The 14,012-nt window shown below is 71.6% G+C and carries 9 protein-coding genes and 2 rRNA genes (1 of these 11 cut by a window edge); 5 read left to right on the forward strand and 6 right to left on the reverse strand.

The features are described 5' to 3' along the window. Positions 1-215 precede the first annotated feature (215 nt). The 4 genes from SGLAU_RS13485 to mtnA form a co-directional block, all read right to left on the reverse strand. Positions 216-2,048, reverse strand: coding sequence for an LpqB family beta-propeller domain-containing protein (locus SGLAU_RS13485; protein ID WP_043501367.1), 1,833 nt, complete (start codon positions 2,046-2,048; stop codon positions 216-218). A 13-nt stretch (positions 2,049-2,061) separates the two neighbouring features. Next, complete coding sequence (gene mtrB / locus SGLAU_RS13490) at positions 2,062-4,095, reverse strand: MtrAB system histidine kinase MtrB (RefSeq protein ID WP_043501369.1); 2,034 nt, start codon at positions 4,093-4,095, stop codon at positions 2,062-2,064. A 1-nt stretch (position 4,096) separates the two neighbouring features. Then, positions 4,097-4,786 carry a two-component system response regulator MtrA gene (mtrA, locus tag SGLAU_RS13495; protein WP_198948386.1) on the reverse strand — a complete coding sequence of 230 codons (690 nt, stop codon included), beginning with the start codon at positions 4,784-4,786 and terminating at the stop codon, positions 4,097-4,099. A gap of 409 nt (positions 4,787-5,195) precedes the next feature. Next, entirely contained in the window at positions 5,196-6,335 is a 1,140-nt protein-coding gene (mtnA, locus tag SGLAU_RS13500; RefSeq protein ID WP_043501371.1) for an S-methyl-5-thioribose-1-phosphate isomerase, read from the reverse strand. A gap of 140 nt (positions 6,336-6,475) precedes the next feature. Between mtnA and SGLAU_RS13505 the strand changes: the two genes are divergently transcribed. Genes SGLAU_RS13505 through SGLAU_RS13525 form a run of 5 tightly spaced genes read left to right on the forward strand, consistent with a single transcriptional unit; the run spans position 6,476 to position 12,122 of the window. Beyond that, positions 6,476-7,795, forward strand: coding sequence for a glycerophosphoryl diester phosphodiesterase membrane domain-containing protein (locus tag SGLAU_RS13505; RefSeq protein ID WP_043501373.1), 1,320 nt, complete (start codon positions 6,476-6,478; stop codon positions 7,793-7,795). Between the two features lie 4 nt (positions 7,796-7,799). Next, the gene (locus SGLAU_RS13510) at positions 7,800-8,612 is read left to right on the forward strand and encodes a DUF4129 domain-containing protein (RefSeq protein WP_043501376.1); all 813 of its coding nucleotides are present in this window, start codon (positions 7,800-7,802) and stop codon (positions 8,610-8,612) included. After that, positions 8,609-9,823: a DUF4350 domain-containing protein gene (locus SGLAU_RS13515; RefSeq protein WP_043501377.1), complete on the forward strand. Its 1,215-nt coding sequence runs from the start codon at positions 8,609-8,611 to the stop codon at positions 9,821-9,823. The genes SGLAU_RS13510 and SGLAU_RS13515 overlap by 4 nt, the downstream gene beginning before the upstream one ends. Then, positions 9,823-10,812, forward strand: a complete 990-nt coding sequence (locus tag SGLAU_RS13520) for an AAA family ATPase (protein WP_099052807.1) — start codon at positions 9,823-9,825, stop codon at positions 10,810-10,812. The genes SGLAU_RS13515 and SGLAU_RS13520 overlap by 1 nt, the downstream gene beginning before the upstream one ends. Further along, positions 10,812-12,122: a DUF58 domain-containing protein gene (locus SGLAU_RS13525; RefSeq protein ID WP_043501381.1), complete on the forward strand. Its 1,311-nt coding sequence runs from the start codon at positions 10,812-10,814 to the stop codon at positions 12,120-12,122. The genes SGLAU_RS13520 and SGLAU_RS13525 overlap by 1 nt, the downstream gene beginning before the upstream one ends. A gap of 115 nt (positions 12,123-12,237) precedes the next feature. Here SGLAU_RS13525 and rrf read toward each other — a convergent pair. Further along, a 5S ribosomal RNA gene (gene rrf, locus SGLAU_RS13530) occupies positions 12,238-12,354 on the reverse strand. Between the two features lie 85 nt (positions 12,355-12,439). Next, positions 12,440-14,012: ribosomal RNA gene (locus SGLAU_RS13535) — 23S ribosomal RNA — on the reverse strand (it continues 1,550 nt past the right edge of the window).

Raw genomic sequence — 14,012 nt, forward strand, 5'->3', positions numbered from 1 at the left:
CGAGAAGAGCGTCACCCACCTCCGCCCTGCCCTCCCCGGCAGAAACGACCGCCCCCGCCGGATCACCCCGGGCGGGAACGGCCGCTTGCGGAATCCGTACGGGCCACTTCGGCGAAGGCCGCGGGGCCCGGGCCCGCCACTGCCCGGCACCCCTGACGACGCCGGCCCGTCGCCTCGGACGAGTCCTGCCCGCCGGCCCTGACGAGCCCTGCCCGTCACCCGGGATAGATCGGCGCCGACCCCTCCTTGACCACCGTCTGCCACTGCGCTCCCGACGGCAGCCGCACGATGCCGTCGTCCGAGTAGGCCACCAGCGGCAGCCGCTCGTCCTCGGACGCGGCGATCTCCTTCACTCCGGTCAGCGCGTCCGGCGCGGGTGCCTTCGGCGTGGAGCCGTCGACCTGGACGTACCGCAGCTGCAGCACGCCGCCCTTCGCGCGCCCGACCACGACGAGCCGGTCGTCACCGCTCCAGGACATGGTGGTGACCTCTTCCAGCTCGGGCGCGGCGTTGCGCAGTTCGCGCACGGTGACCGAGGCCGGCTCGCCCACCTTCTCGTCGAGGTCGATCCGCCCGACGAGCAGGGACTGTTCGCCGTCCTTCTCCACGATGAGCGCGATCCGCACCCCGTCGGCGGCGACCCGCACCGACTTGACGCGTCCCTCGAGGGCGGGAGCCTCCACCTCCAGCGGCTCGTTCTTGCCCGCCTGGAGCAGCAGCAGCCGCGGCTGCGCGGGGTCGCGGTCGGCGATCCACAGGTTGCCCTGCGCGTCCCAGCTGGGGGTGGTCAGCCTGCCGTCCTCGGTCTTGCCCTGACTGACCAGCACCGGCTCCCCGAGCTGGGCGCCGGGCTCCATCCGCGCGACGTACAACTCGCCGCCGTTCAGGGAGACTCCGGCCGCGGTGCGCTCGTCGCGCGACACGGCCACCGAGCGCAGGCTCCTGGTGCCCTCGCCCAGCGCTCCCGGCACCGGCTCGGCGCCCGCGGTCGTGCTGCCGCTGCGGATCCGCACCACACGCTGTTTCTCGTCGAGGAAGTAGAGGTACTCGGGGCTGCGCACCGGTCCGCGCGTGGCGACCGCCGTGGCCCCGTCCGTGTCGAGCGAGCACAATTCCGCGCCGCCCGCCCGCAGTTCCACCTCGTCCACCGCGGGCGTCAGGTCCTGCAGGGTGAACAGCACCTGCGCCGCCATCTCGTTGCACTTGGCCAGACCGACCCGGGCGGCCTTGTCGTTCAACGGCACGGTGAGCTTGTTGTGGTCATCGGGCGTCAGCGGGTCGCCGCCCTTCGCCAGCCGGGTCCCGGTGGGGAAGCTGGACAGGACCGCGGGGTCGAGCCAGCTCGTGGGCCCTTCGAGCAGCGAACGCACCACCTGGGTCGTGGGGTCGACCCGCTGGCGCACGTACACCGGGTCGGCGACCGCGGCGAGCTGCGAGGACGCGCCGGACGCGCTGTTCGCCGCCAGGTAGTACTTGTTGACGGACATGTAGTTCCGCTGGAAGTCGGACTGGCCGAGCACGATCCCCTCGGGCAGCCGGTCGATGCGCCACTGCCCGCTCTTCTTGTCCCGCTTGAGCTGCACCTGCTGGCTGTAGTCCCCGCCGGCCGGCGCGTACGACTGCTCCGCGTCGACGGTGGCGATCCGGGTGCCGGTCAGCAGGAAGGCGAACGTGTCGCGCTCCTCCTTGTTCACCGCCCAGTCGACCTCGATGCCGGGCGCGTTGGCGAGGACCGTGGTGGACCTCTGCGGGTGCCAGGACTTCCTGGCCCTGTCCGTCAGATACTGCCTCGCCGTCTCGTAATTGGGGTCGTCGCTGGTCAGGGCCTCCAGGAAGCCCTGCACTATCTGCGGCGGCAAGGCGTCCTCCGACGGCGGCACGGCGAACACCCGCACCTGGGTGTCCTGCCGCGGCGTGGACTCGACACCGCGCAGATCCCCGTGGTCGGGCATCGAGGCGCACCCCGCCAGCAGTACGACACCACAGGCGAGGTACGCCACCGCGCGCGTCGGCGTGCGCCGGGCGCCCCCCTCGCGGTCAGCGCCCACGACTTGCCTCCCCTTACTCATTCGACTCATCGGACTCCACGTCCGAGGGACGCCGCCCGACCTGACCGGGCGCCGCCTCGTCCGGCCGGCGCGACCCGCCCGCCGGCCGGGGCACCACGCGGGCACCGCTGCCGGGCAGGGCCGTCGGATCGGCGGCGGGTGCCACGGCGGCCATCCGGGGGCCTATCGCGTCCAACGGCCGCACCGGGCCGCCCGCGCTGGTCTGCGCGGGCACGGTGGCGCTCTTCTCGCCCCCGCGCGGCGGACCGGAGTCGTCGCCGCGATTGCGCCGCGAGTCCTTCGGCTCCAGCGGTATCGGCGATCCCCGCAGCGGCTCGTCCGCGGTCCGCGGCAGCGTCAGCCGGAACTGCGAGCCACCGCCCGGTTCGCCCCACGCCTGGAGCCAGCCCCCGTGCAGCCGGGCGTCCTCCAGGGCGATGGACAGGCCCAGGCCGGTACCGCCCGTCGTCCGCGCGCGCGCCGGGTCGGCCCGCCAGAAGCGGCTGAAGACCCGGGTCGCCTCGCCGGGCTTCAGCCCGACCCCGTAGTCGCGCACGGCGACCGCGACCGCCCCGCCCGCCGCGGCCAGCTTGACCACCACGTCCTTGCCCTCGCCGTGCTCCACGGCGTTCACCACGAGGTTGCGCAGCACCCGCTCCACCCGCCGGGCGTCCGCCTCCGCCACGACCGGCTGCTGGTCGCCCGTGATCCGGATCCGCGTCCCCTTGCGCTCGGCCAGCGGCTCGGCCCCGCCGACGACCCGCCGGACGACCTCCCTGAGGTCTATCGGCTCGGCCTCCAGCGCCGCCGCGCCCGCGTCGAAACGGCTGATCTCCAGCAGGTCCGACAGCAGCGACTCGAACCGGTCCAGCTGGTCGGCGAGGAGTTCCGCCGACCGTGCGGTCACCGGGTCGAAGTCCTCCCGCGCCTCGTGGATGACATCGGCGGCCATCCGCACCGTCGTCAGCGGGGTGCGCAGCTCGTGCGAGACGTCGGACACGAACCGCCGCTGCATCCGCGACAGGTCCTCCAGCTGCTGGATCTTGAGCTGGAGGTTCTGCGCCATCTTGTTGAAGGCCTCGCCGAGCCGCGCGATGTCGTCCTCGCCGGTGACCTTCATCCGCTCCTGGAGCCGCCCCGCCGACAGCCGCTCGGCGATCCCCGCGGCCATCCGTACGGGCGTGACGACCTGGCGCACCACCAGCCACGCGATCGCCCCGAGGAGGACGACGACGAACAGCCCCGCCGTCGCCAGCGTCCCCTTGACCAGGCTCAGCGACTTCTCCTCCTGCGTCAGCGGGAAGAGGTAGTACAGCTGGTACGGATCGTTGTTCGGGTCGTTGAGCTGCTTGCCGATGATCAGCGCGGGCTGGGACTCCTTGCCCGGCCCGTAGCTGATGCGGGTGTAGCTCTGCCAGGTGCCCGGATCGCCCGTGACCCGCTCCCGCAGGTCCTCGGGCACGCTCTTGTTCGGGTTGACGCCGCCGGAGGCGCGCGGGCCGCGCCCGCCGCCGGTGTCGTCACCGGCGGGCAGCGTCACGACGTCGAAGGCGCCCTGGCCACCGCTGGACAGGGACGTGACGAGGTCGCTCATCCACTGGATGACGTTCTGGGAGGACTGCCCGTCCTGGTCGGCCGCGTCGTCCACGGCGGCACCGCTCGCCGCCTCCTCGGCCCGCTGCTTGGCCGCGGCGAACCCGCCCGTGGCCTGGCTCTGCGACGCGTTCACCTTGGCGTCCAGCAGACCGTTGCGCACCTGCCCGATGACCACGAAGCCGAGCAGCAGCACGACACCCAGTGACATCAGCAGGGTCGTCACCACGACCTTCAGCTGGATGTTGCGCCGCCACAGCCGCATCACGGGCAGCAGCGGCCGGCGCACCCAGCGCGTGAACAGGCGGAAGACCGGACTGCCCTGGACCCCGCCATGGAGCAGCCCGCTCTCGAAGAGCCTGCCCCAGCGGGAGCCCGCCGCCCTCCGGCCGACAGGCCGCCCCGCGCGAGCCCCGGACCGGCCGGACGCCGAAGCGGCACTGTCCCCGGTCATGTCAGCTCGGCCCGGCCTTGTAACCGACACCACGGACGGTCACCACGATCTCCGGCCGCTCCGGGTCCTTCTCGACCTTGGAGCGCAGCCGCTGCACATGGACGTTGACCAGCCGTGTGTCCGCCGCGTGCCGGTAGCCCCACACCTGCTCCAGCAGGACCTCACGCGTGAACACCTGCCACGGCTTGCGCGCGAGCGCCACCAGCAGGTCGAACTCCAGCGGCGTCAGCGCGATGGACTGTCCGTCCCGCTTCACGGAGTGCCCGGCGACATCGATGACCAGGTCACCGATCGCGAGCTGCTCCGGCGCCGGCTCCTCGGAGCGGCGGAGCCGCGCCCGGATACGGGCCACCAGCTCCTTCGGCTTGAACGGCTTCACGATGTAGTCGTCCGCGCCCGACTCGAGCCCCACGACGACGTCCACGGTGTCGCTCTTCGCCGTGAGCATCACGATCGGCACCCCGGACTCGGCCCTGATGAGCCGGCACACCTCGATGCCGTCCCGTCCGGGCAGCATCAGGTCCAGCAGCACGAGGTCGGGCTTCGTCTCCCGGAAAGCGGCCAGCGCCTTGTCGCCGTCGGCTACGAAAGACGGCTCAAAACCTTCACCACGCAGCACGATGCCGAGCATCTCGGCCAGTGCGCTGTCGTCGTCGACGACAAGGACTCGTCCCTTCATAAACGACATCATCCCATTCTCATAACGGTGGCGAAGATCCAGGTGAGGCAGCTCACTGACCAGTGACGATAGTCGTACGAGGCCGTCACTGTCTGCCCTCGTCCGCGACCGTCCACGGCAGCGGCGAGCGCGGGGGCCGCCCGGCCCCTGCCGCGGGGCCCGGTCGGCGGGTGGGCCGGCAGGAGCCGGCCGCCTCACCCCGTGGCCCCGCCGAGCCGCTCAGCCCTCGCGCGAGGACCGCGTCCGGCCTGTGCCGGCCCCGCACCTTCTCCCGAGGCGCCCAGGTAGCCCTGGCTCCGGGCAGCAGACACATTCCTGCCCGCCACGGAGCGCGTGACCGCCATCGTTTCCCGGCTCTCCGACACCCTCGGCGGGCGCCGGAGGACCGCCTGGACGACATCGCACCGCAGGACGGGACCGGTCAGGCCCGCGCGTGCCCGGCCTTCCCGCACAGCTCGGCCAGCCCCTCGGCCGTCACGGGGGACACCGCCCCCTCCTCGGTGACGATCGCCGTCACCAGCTCGGGCGGAGTGACGTCGAACGCCGGGTTGTACGCCTGCGTCCCCAGCGGCGCCACCGGGATGCCGCTCCCCGCTCCCGACACCTGCGCCTGCGGCGCCAGCACCTCCGTCACCTCGTAGCCCGGCCGCTGCTCCACCTCGATCGACGTCCCGTCCACCGTGCCCAGGTCCACCGTCGTCACCGGCGCCACCACGATGAACGGCACGTGGTGGTACCGCGCGAGCACCGCCAGCGGATAGCTCCCCACCTTGTTCGCAACCGACCCGTCGGCCGCGATCCGGTCGGCCCCGATCAGCACCGCGTCCACCTCCCCCGCGGCGAACAGCGACCCCGCCGCGTTGTCGGTGAGCAGCGTGTACGCCATCCCGCTGCGGGCCGCCTCGTACGCCGTCAGCCGCGCCCCCTGCAGCAGCGGGCGCGTCTCGTCCACCCACAGCCGCCGCAGGCGCCCCTGCCGGTGCGCCGCGAGCGCCACCGCGAACGCCGTCCCCTCCCCGCCCGACACCAGCGCCCCGGTGTTGCAGTGGGTGAGGATCCGATGGCCGCCGCCCGGCAGCAGCTCGTCCAGCAGCGCCAGCCCGTGCTCGGCCATCCGCGCGCTCGCCTCGGCGTCCTCCCGGTGCAGCTGCCGCGCCGCCGCCAGCGCCGCCGCGGCGGCCTGCCCGGCGTCCCCGCCGCGGGCCAGGGCGGCGTGGTAGGCGTCCCGCGCCCGGCGGACCCCCACGGAGAGGTTCACCGCGGTCGGCCGGGCGCCCGCCAGCGCCTGCGCCGCCTCGTCCACGTCGAACCCGCGCGCGGCGGCGAGCGCGACGCCGTACGCGCCCGCGATGCCGAGCGCCGGTGCCCCGCGCACGGCGAGCGACCGGATCGCCTCGACCAGTGCGGGCGCGTCCGTGCAGACCAGTTCGACCTCCTCGCTCGGCAGCCGGGTCTGGTCCAGCAGCACCAGGACCGGACCCTCGGGTGGCTCCTCCCAACGCAGCACAGGTACCTCGGTCGCCCGCTTGTCCTCGCCGGTTCGCGCCTGCAGATCAGCCATGCGGTCAGTCTGCCCGCTATCCGGCGGACAATTGAAGGCACGGCGCCCCCACCGCGGCCGGTACCCCGCCGACCACCCCATGGCACGATGGCTGCCAACCTGCCGCCGCGACCGCGGACGGGCACCGTGAAGGAGCGACGATGAACGACACTCCGGGCTGGGCCTCGCCCGGATCCTCCCCGTCCGACGGGCACGAACCCGGCACCTCCGGCCCCAGCGAGCCGGCCGACCGCCCGGGCTCCGGACAGCCCTCCCCGCAGCCGGACGCGCAGCCACAGAGCCCCGGCGCGCAGTGGTCGCCGCAGCAGCCGCCACCCGCCCAGTGGTCCGCTCCCTCCGGCCCGGCCGCCCCGCCGCCCGGCCCGGGATGGGGCACACCGCCCCCCGGCGGACCCGGCCACTGGCAGGGTCCCGGCGGCCACGGCGGCTGGCAGGCTCCCGGCGGCCACGGCGGCTGGGGTGCCCCCTGGGGCGGACCGCCGCCCGCGGCCAAGCCCGGTGTGATCCCGCTGCGCCCGCTCGGCGTCGGCGAGATACTCGACGGCGCCGTGTCGACCATGCGCACCCACTGGCGCACCGTCCTCGGCATCTCGCTCACCGTCGCCGTCGTCATCGAGGTCATCGTCGTCCTGCTCCAGGGCCTGGTGCTGAACGACTACGCCGACACCGACGCCCTCGGCGACCCCAGCGCCACCGTCGACGAACTGGCCCAGGCCATGGGCGACGCCATGCTGACCTCCGGCGTCCTCTTCGTGATCTCGCTGATCGGCACCGTCGCCGCGACCGCTCTGCTGACGACCGTCACCAGCCGCGCCGTGCTCGGCAAACCGGTCACCACCGGCGAGGCCTGGCGCGACGCCCGCCCGCAGATCGCGAAGCTGTTCGGCCTGATCTTCCTGCTGCTGCTCATCGCCGTCGGCGTCGGCTTCGCGGGCGCGCTCCCGGGCATCCTCGTGATCTGGGCCGGCGGCGGGAGCGGCGGCGCCGCACTCGCCGTCTTCGGCAGCCTCGCCGGCGCCGTCCTCGCCCTGTGGCTGATGATCCGCTTCTCGCTGGCCTCCCCGGCCCTGATGCTGGAGAAGCAGAGCATCACCAAGGCGATGAGCCGGTCCGCGAAGCTGGTGCGCGGCTCCTGGTGGCGGGTCTTCGGCATCCAGTTGCTCGCCACCGTCATCGCGAACATCGTCGCGGCCATCGTCGTCATCCCGTTCACGTTCCTCGCCGCCGCGGTCGGCGGCGACGGCATCGGGGGGTTCGTCGACGGCACCGGCGACTTCGGCTGGACGTTCCTCGTCGTCAGCGGCATCGGATCGGTGATCGGCTCCATGATCACCTTCCCGATCACGGCCGGCGTCACCGTGCTCCTGTACATCGACCAGCGGATCCGCCGCGAGGCCCTCGACCTCGAACTGGCCCGCGCCGCCGGTGTCCAGGGCTACGGGCCCACCCCCGGGAGCTGATGCGGTGAGCCTGACGGGGGCAGTCCTGTCAGCGGCGCCGGCTCTGCCCCGCGCCGCCGCAACGGCCGTACGGGCCTGGCCGCCCAGCGGCGGCCAGGTCCCGCGGCCGCCGCACCGCGCCCTGACCTTCCTGTCGTCGGCCGGCTCCGGCGACGAACCACCGCTGACCGTTCCCCGCGACCCGGCGCGGGAGGCGGCCCGGCGCGAGCTGTCCAAGCGCATGTACCACGAGGACGACCCCGGCCTCGTCCAGCGCGCCCTGAACGCCTTCTGGGAGTGGGTCGACGACGTCTTCGGCGCCGCCTCCGCCGCCACCCCGGGCGGCACGGTGGGCCTCGTCGTCCTCGTCCTCGCCGTCGTGGCCGTCCTCGCCGCGTTCTGGTGGCGCCTGGGGACCCCGCGCCGCCGTCCCCCCTCCACCGCCGCCCTCTTCGACGACCGCCCCCGCAGCGCCGCCGAACACCGCGCCACCGCCGAGGCGCACGCCGCCCAGGGCCACTGGAACCAGGCCGTCCAGGAGCGCATGCGGGCCATCGTCCGCTCCCTGGAGCAACGCGCCCTCCTCGACGCCCGCCCCGGCCGCACCGCCGACGAAGCCGCCGCCGAGGCCGGCCGCGCACTGCCCTCCCACACCGACCGGCTGCACGCCGCCGCCCGCGACTTCGACGACGTCACATACGGCGGCCGCACGGCGAACCAGCCCTCGTACCAGCGGATCGCCGACCTCGACGACGACCTGGAACGCACCCGGCCCCAGCTCGCCACCGGCAGCGACCGCACCACGCCCCACCACACCGGCCCGGGGGCCGCCGGATGACCACCGAAGCCACCCGTCCCGCCACCGAGGCCACCCCGCCGTCCACCTCCGGCTCGCCCACCGTCCGCCGGCTGTGGACCCGCACCCGAGGCGTTGCCCTCGCCGTCGTCCTGCTCCTGGCGGCCGCGGTGACGATCGCCCTCATCCGCTCCGACTCCCGGCACGGCAACCTCGACCCGCGATCCGTCGACCCCCGGGGCAGCCGCGCCGTCGCCGAACTCCTCGCCGACCGGGGCGTCTCCACCCGTGTGGTCACCACCCTGGACGAGGCGCGCGCCGCCGCCGGGCCCGACACCACCCTCCTGGTCGCCGTCCCCGACCTCCTGACGGCCACTCAGCAGAACCGGCTGCACAGCGCCACCGCCGCGACCGGCGGACGCACCGTTCTCGTCGCCGCCGGCAGCCCCTCCGTCGAACGACTCGCCCCCGGAGTCACCGCCGACCCGGCCACCAGCCTGGAGTCGACGCTCACCCCCGACTGCGACCTGCCCGCCGCCCGCCGCGCCGGCACCGCCGACACGGGCGGCATCCGCTACAGCACCACCCACCTCGACGCCGACCGGTGCTACCCCAGCGCGCGCCTGGCCACCCTGGTCCGGGTGCCGCACCCCACCGGGAACGGCGACACCGTCGTCCTCGGCGCTCCCGACATCCTCCTCAACGAACACCTCGACGAGCACGGCAACGCCTCGCTCGCCCTGCAACTCCTCGGCTCCCGCGCCCATCTGGTCTGGTACCTCCCCTCGCTCTCCGACACCTCCGCCGCCCCCGAAGACGACAAGAGCCTGCTGGACCTGCTCCCCTCGGGCTGGCTGTGGGGCTCCCTGCAGCTCTTCATCGCCGCGGCCCTCGCCGCCCTGTGGCGGGCACGCCGGCTCGGGCCCCTCGTGCCCGAACGACTCCCCGTCGCGATCCGCGCCTCCGAAACCGTCGAAGGCCGAGCCCGCCTCTACCGCAAGGCGAACGCCCGCGACCGAGCGGCCGCCGCTCTGCGCTCCACCACCCGCACCCGCCTCGCCCCCCTCGCAGGCGTCTCCCCGGCCCAGGCCCACACGCCCGAAGCCCTGCTCCCCGCCCTGTCCTCGCACCTCCGCGGCGACGGACGGGCCCTGCACTCCCTGCTCTTCGGCCCACCGCCCGACGACGACACGGCCCTCACCGCACTCGCCGACCAACTCGACGCCCTCGAAAGAGAGGTACGCCGTCCATGATGGACCCGACCACTGACAACGCCGGGCGGACCGAGGCCCCGGGCAGCCCCCGAGCCTCCCTCGAAGCCCTGCGCGCCGAGATCGCCAAGGCCGTGGTCGGCCAGGACCCCGCCGTGACCGGCCTCGTCGTCGCCCTCCTCTGCCGCGGACACGTCCTACTGGAAGGAGTCCCCGGGGTCGCCAAAACGTTGCTCGTCCGCGCCCTCGCATCCGCACTGGAACTCGACACCAAACGCGTCCAGTTCACCCCCGACCTGATGCCGAGCGACGTCACCGGCTCACTCGTCTACGACGCCCGCACCGCCGAGTTCTCCTTCCAGCCCGGCCCGGTTTTCACCAACCTCCTCCTCGCCGACGAGATCAATCGCACGCCCCCCAAGACCCAGTCCTCCCTCCTGGAAGCCATGGAGGAACGCCAGGTCACCGTCGACGGCACCCCGCGCCCGCTCCCCGAGCCGTTCCTGGTCGCCGCGACCCAGAACCCGCTCGAGTACGAGGGCACGTACCCCCTCCCCGAAGCTCAGCTGGACCGCTTCCTGCTCAAACTGACGATCCCGCTCCCCTCCCGCCAGGACGAGATCGACGTCCTCACCCGGCACGCCCAGGGCTTCGACCCACGCGACCTGCACGCCGCCGGCGTACGCCCCGTCGCCGGCCCGGCCGACCTCGAGGCCGCACGCGCTGCCGTCGCCAGGACCACCGTCTCCCCCGAGATCACCGCCTACATCGTCGACCTCTGCCGGGCGACCCGCGAATCGCCGTCCCTCACCCTCGGCGTCTCCCCGCGCGGGGCCACCGCCCTCCTCGCGACCTCCCGCGCCTGGGCCTGGCTGACCGGCCGCGACTACGTCATCCCGGACGACGTGAAGGCCCTGGCCCTGCCCACCTTGCGCCACCGCGTCCAGCTCCGCCCGGAGGCCGAGATGGAAGGCGTGACGACCGACTCGGTCATCAACGCGATCCTCGCCCACGTCCCCGTGCCCCGCTGATGGCGCTCACCGGACGCGCCGCCCTCCTGGCGGCCCTCGGCTCCCTCCCGGTCGGCCTCCTGGACCCCGGCTGGACCGGCATCCTGGCGGTCAACGGCTCCCTGGCCCTCGCCTGCGCCTGCGACTACGCCCTCGCCGCACCGGTGCGCCGTCTCGGCCTGACCCGCTCCGGCGACACCTCCGTACGCCTGGGTGACACCGCCGACGTCACCCTCACCGTCACCAACCCGTCCCGTCGCCCGCTCCGCGCCCACCTGCGCGACGCATGGCCGCCGAGCAGCTGGCAGCCCGGCACCGAGATCGCCGCCTCCCGGCACCGGCTCACGGTCCCCGCGGGCGAACGCCGGCGGGTCACGACGCGCCTGCGCCCCACCCGCCGCGGCGACCGCCACGCGGACCGCGTCACCATCCGCTCCTACGGCCCGCTGGGTCTCTTCGCCCGCCAAGGCACCCACAAGGTTCCCTGGACCGTCCGCGTCCTGCCCCCGTTCACCAGCCGCAAGCACCTCCCCTCCAAGCTCGCCCGGCTCCGGGAACTCGACGGCCGTACGAGCGCCCTCATCCGTGGCGAGGGGACCGAGTTCGACAGCCTGCGCGACTACGTCCCCGGCGACGACACCCGGTCGATCGACTGGCGTGCCACGGCCCGCCAGTCGACGGTCGCGGTCCGCACCTGGCGCCCGGAACGGGACCGGCACATCCTCCTGGTCCTCGACACGGGCCGCACCTCGGCGGGCCGCGTGGGGGACTCCCCACGCCTCGACGCCTCGATGGACGCGGCCCTCCTCCTGGCGGTCCTCGCCTCCCGCGCCGGCGACCGCGTCGACCTCCTCGCCTACGACCGTGCCGTACGCGCGCTCGTCCAGGGCCGCACGGCGAAGGACGTCCTCCCGGCCCTGGTGAACGCCATGGCGGCCCTGGAACCAGAACTCGTGGAGACGGACGCCCGAGGTCTCACGGCCACCGCCCTCCGTACGGCTCCCCGCCGTTCCCTCATCGTCCTGCTGACCACGCTGGACGCGGCCCCGATGGAAGAGGGTCTGCTCCCAGTCCTGGGCCGGCTGACCCAGCGCCACACCGTTCTCGTGGCGTCGGTGGCGGACCCCCATGTCGCCGGCATGGCGAAGGCCCGCGGAAACCCGGAATCCGTCTACGAAGCCGCTGCCGCCGCCCACGCCCAGTCCGAACGCGACCGCATCGCCGAACAACTCCGCCGTCACGCCGTCACCGTCGTCGATGCGACACCGGACAACCTGGCGCCCGCGCTGGCGGATGCCTATCTGGCCCTCAAAGCCGCAGGCCGCCTGTGAGGCGCCCGGAGGGCAAAGGGTTTCCGGCACCTCCGAGAACCCTGCACTCACGGCTTTCTGCCCCTGAACGCAGAAAACCCCCGCATCTTTCGATGCGGGGGTTTTCCCAATAATTGTTCGGCGGCGTCCTACTCTCCCACAGGGTCCCCCCTGCAGTACCATCGGCGCTGTAAGGCTTAGCTTCCGGGTTCGGAATGTAACCGGGCGTTTCCCTCACGCTATGACCACCGAAACACTATGAAACAATCAACCGCACCACACCACACGGCGTGGGGTTGTTCGTGGTTTCAGAACCAACACAGTGGACGCGAGCAACTGAGGACAAGCCCTCGGCCTATTAGTACCGGTCAACTCCACACGTTACCGTGCTTCCATATCCGGCCTATCAACCCAGTCGTCTACTGGGAGCCTTACCCCATCAAGTGGGTGGGAGTCCTCATCTCGAAGCAGGCTTCCCGCTTAGATGCTTTCAGCGGTTATCCCTCCCGAACGTAGCCAACCAGCCATGCCCTTGGCAGAACAACTGGCACACCAGAGGTTCGTCCGTCCCGGTCCTCTCGTACTAGGGACAGCCCTTCTCAAGACTCCTACGCGCACAGCGGATAGGGACCGAACTGTCTCACGACGTTCTAAACCCAGCTCGCGTACCGCTTTAATGGGCGAACAGCCCAACCCTTGGGACCGACTCCAGCCCCAGGATGCGACGAGCCGACATCGAGGTGCCAAACCATCCCGTCGATATGGACTCTTGGGGAAGATCAGCCTGTTATCCCCGGGGTACCTTTTATCCGTTGAGCGACGGCGCTTCCACAAGCCACCGCCGGATCACTAGTCCCGACTTTCGTCCCTGCTCGACCCGTCGGTCTCACAGTCAAGCTCCCTTGTGCACTTACACTCAACACCTGATTGCCAACCAGGCTGAGGGAACCTTTGGGCGCCTCCGTTACCCTTTAGGAGGCAACCGCCCCAGTTAAACTACCCATCAGACACTGTCCCTGATCCGGATCACGGACCCAGGTTAGACATCCAGCACGACCAGACTGGTATTTCAACGACGACTCCACCTGAACTGGCGTCCAAGCTTCACAGTCTCCCAGCTATCCTACACAAGCCGAACCGAACACCAATATCAAACTGTAGTAAAGGTCCCGGGGTCTTTCCGTCCTGCTGCGCGAAACGAGCATCTTTACTCGTAGTGCAATTTCACCGGGCCTATGGTTGAGACAGTCGAGAAGTCGTTACGCCATTCGTGCAGGTCGGAACTTACCCGACAAGGAATTTCGCTACCTTAGGATGGTTATAGTTACCACCGCCGTTTACTGGCGCTTAAGTTCTCAGCTTCGCCCGGACGAATCCAAGCTAACCGGTCCCCTTAACGTTCCAGCACCGGGCAGGCGTCAGTCCGTATACATCGCCTTACGGCTTCGCACGGACCTGTGTTTTTAGTAAACAGTCGCTTCTCGCTGGTCTCTGCGGCCACCCCCAGCTCAAGGTGTAAAACCCATCACCGGGTGTGGCCCCCCTTCTCCCGAAGTTACGGGGGCATTTTGCCGAGTTCCTTAACCATAGTTCACCCGAACGCCTCGGTATTCTCTACCTGACCACCTGAGTCGGTTTAGGGTACGGGCCGCCATGAAACTCGCTAGAGGCTTTTCTCGACAGCATAGGATCATCCACTTCACCACAATCGGCTCGGCATCAGGTCTCAGACACAAGGTGTGCGGATTTGCCTACACACCGTCCTACACCCTTACCCCGGGACAACCACCGCCCGGGATGGACTACCTTCCTGCGTCACCCCATCACTCACCTACTACCAGCTCGGGTCACCGGCTCCACCACTCCCCATCACTCCGAAGAGATCAAGGGCGGCTTCACGGGCTTAGCATC

This window comes from Streptomyces glaucescens (assembly GCF_000761215.1).
Lineage (GTDB): Bacteria > Actinomycetota > Actinomycetes > Streptomycetales > Streptomycetaceae > Streptomyces > Streptomyces glaucescens_B.

Excerpts from the sequence above, each read along its gene's own strand:
- mtnA (WP_043501371.1), bottom strand. The coding sequence starts at position 6,335 with ATGGCTGATCTGCAGGCGCGAACCGGCGAGGACAAGCGGGCGACCGAG.
- SGLAU_RS13525 (WP_043501381.1), top strand. The coding sequence starts at position 10,812 with ATGGCGCTCACCGGACGCGCCGCCCTCCTGGCGGCCCTCGGCTCCCTC.
- SGLAU_RS13520 (WP_099052807.1), top strand. The coding sequence starts at position 9,823 with ATGGACCCGACCACTGACAACGCCGGGCGGACCGAGGCCCCGGGCAGC.
- mtrA (WP_198948386.1), bottom strand. The coding sequence starts at position 4,786 with ATGATGTCGTTTATGAAGGGACGAGTCCTTGTCGTCGACGACGACAGC.
- SGLAU_RS13515 (WP_043501377.1), top strand. The coding sequence starts at position 8,609 with ATGACCACCGAAGCCACCCGTCCCGCCACCGAGGCCACCCCGCCGTCC.
- mtrB (WP_043501369.1), bottom strand. The coding sequence starts at position 4,095 with ATGACCGGGGACAGTGCCGCTTCGGCGTCCGGCCGGTCCGGGGCTCGC.
- SGLAU_RS13505 (WP_043501373.1), top strand. The coding sequence starts at position 6,476 with ATGAACGACACTCCGGGCTGGGCCTCGCCCGGATCCTCCCCGTCCGAC.